The 2,087-nt window shown below is 71.0% G+C and carries 3 protein-coding genes; 1 reads left to right on the top strand and 2 read right to left on the bottom strand.

All coding sequences use genetic code 11. The features are described from left to right. Window positions 1–37: 37 nt before the first annotated feature. Window positions 38–634: a ClpP family protease gene (locus DW309_RS13570; protein WP_136028998.1), complete on the bottom strand. Its 597-nt coding sequence runs from the start codon at window positions 632–634 to the stop codon at window positions 38–40. After that, on the bottom strand, window positions 631–1,245 hold the full coding sequence (locus DW309_RS13575) for a ClpP family protease (protein ID WP_136029000.1): 615 nt from the start codon (window positions 1,243–1,245) through the stop codon (window positions 631–633). The genes DW309_RS13570 and DW309_RS13575 overlap by 4 nt, the downstream gene beginning before the upstream one ends. 137 nt (window positions 1,246–1,382) lie before the next feature. On the opposite strand from DW309_RS13575, the gene DW309_RS13580 reads away from it, so the two are divergent. Continuing rightward, window positions 1,383–1,856, top strand: a complete 474-nt coding sequence (locus DW309_RS13580; protein WP_136029001.1) for an acyl-CoA thioesterase — start codon at window positions 1,383–1,385, stop codon at window positions 1,854–1,856. Window positions 1,857–2,087 lie beyond the last annotated feature (231 nt).

Genomic DNA, 2,087 nt, shown 5'->3' on the forward strand with positions numbered 1-2,087 from the left:
CGACGCGGCACCGCAGCGCCGGCCCCGGGTCCGGGCGTCACCCCGCGTCGCGCGGCCCGAGCACGGTGTCGATCAGGCCGTACTCCTTCGCCGCCACGGCCGTGAACACCCGGTCGCGGTCGGTGTCGACGCGGAGCTCCTCGAGGGTGCGACCGCTGTGCCTGGCCAGGATCGCCTCCATGTCGGACCGCACCCGCACCACCTCGTCGGCCGCGAGGATGAGGTCGGGGATCGCACCCCGCGACTGCCCGGCGGGCTGATGCAGCACGATGCGCGCGTGCGCGAGAGCGGCCCGCTCCCCCGGCGCCCCTGCCGCGACGAGCAGCGCCGCCGGACCGATGGCCTGGCCGACGCAGGTCGTGGCGATGCGGGGACGGATGTGCTGCATCGTGTCGTAGATCGCGAGCGCCGCCCCGGGATCGCCGCCCTCGCTGTTGATGTAGAACTGCACCGCGGAGTCGGGGCTGTCGGCGTCGAGGTGCAGCAGCTGTGCGATGAGCGCGTTCGCCACGCCCGCGTCGATGCCGGTGCCGAGGTAGATGACGCGTTCGGCCAGCAGGTGCGAGTACACGTCCATGACCCGCTCGCCGCGGGGGTGCTGGGCGATCACGTTGGGGATCGTGTAGCTGCTCATGCGTCCGCCCCCAGTCCCACGCGCGCGCGGCGTCGCGGCATGATGTCGGCCGTCGACTCCACGATCCGGTCGATGAAGCCGTACTCCTGCGCCTGCGTGGCGGTGTACCAGCGGTCGTGCAGGGAGTCCTCGAAGATCCGCTCCACGGGCTGACCGGTGTCGTGGGCGATGAGTCCGAGCACGGTGTCGCGCATGTGACGGAGGTCGTCCGCCTGCGCTTCGATCTCGACCGCGGATCCGCCGATGCCCGCCGAACCCTGATGCATGAGGATGCGCGCGTGCGGCAGCGCCCGACGCTTGCCCGGTGTGCCAGCCGACAGCAGGAACTGTCCGGCGCTGCACGCGAGGCCGAGCGCGAGGGTCGAGACGTCGTTGGGGACGAGCCGCATGAGGTCGCGGATCGCGAGCATCGACGGCACGGACCCGCCGGGAGAGTGGATCCACAGGGCGATGTCGGCGACGGGGTCTTCTGCCGAGAGGCTGAGCAGCTGCGTCATCAGCAGCGTGCCGTTGTCGTCGTCGAGGGCGCCGTCGAGCACGAGCACGCGCTCGTGGAAGAGCGCGCGCCGGGCTTCCTGGCTGAACTGGGGTATGGGTTTCTCGTCGCTCATGACCCCAGCCTCCGTCGCTCCGGGAGCCGGTGGGTCGGTCTCCGCCGTGGGCGGATCCGCCGTGGGCGGAGGGCGTGTGCGCTGCCCGAAAGCCGCGCGTAACACCCCCGACTCACGACGCTCCTAGCCTCGAGCACATGGCGAGACAGAAGGCACCGGAATGGCAGTGGTCGGAAGACGGGATCAACTTCCGCACCCGCAAGTGGGTGCGCCCCGAAGACCTCAACGCGAACGGCACGCTCTTCGGCGGCAGCCTGCTGAAGTGGATCGATGAAGAGGCGGCGATCTACGCGATCGTGCAGCTGGGCAACTACCGCGCCGTGACGAAGCACATCTCCGCGATCACGTTCGAGGCGTCGGCGGTGCAGGGCGACCTGATCGAGATCGGCCTGCAGGCGACGCGGTTCGGCACCACGTCGCTGACGATGCGCGCGGTCGCCCGCAACATGATCACCCGCAAGCGCATCCTCACGATCGACGAGATCGTGTTCGTGAGCCTGGACGAGGACGGGATGCCGACCCCGCACGGCTATCGCGAGATCACCTACAACCGCGATCGCATGCCCACGGAGCGCATCGCCACCGGGACGGTCCGGCTGCCGAAGCTCTGAGCGGACGCCGCCGGGGGGGGGGGAACGGCGTCCGCTCAGAAGAGAAGGGGTCAGGGGTCAGGCGGCCAGGGCGAGCGCGCGGCGGTGGCTGATCCGGTGCCCCACCCAGAACCCGATCGCGATGAGCCCGGCGAGCGCGACCCCGAGGATCCACGGGAGCATCGACGGCGCGGCGCCCGCGGTGGCGGTGGCGAGCGTGCCGGAGCCGTCGGCGATGCGCCCGTTGCCGGA

The organism is Microbacterium sp. K41 (assembly GCF_004794395.1).
GTDB lineage: Bacteria > Actinomycetota > Actinomycetes > Actinomycetales > Microbacteriaceae > Microbacterium > Microbacterium sufflavum.

Excerpts from the sequence above, each read along its gene's own strand:
- DW309_RS13570 (WP_136028998.1), bottom strand. The coding sequence starts at position 634 with ATGAGCAGCTACACGATCCCCAACGTGATCGCCCAGCACCCCCGCGGC.
- DW309_RS13575 (WP_136029000.1), bottom strand. The coding sequence starts at position 1,245 with ATGAGCGACGAGAAACCCATACCCCAGTTCAGCCAGGAAGCCCGGCGC.
- DW309_RS13580 (WP_136029001.1), top strand. The coding sequence starts at position 1,383 with ATGGCGAGACAGAAGGCACCGGAATGGCAGTGGTCGGAAGACGGGATC.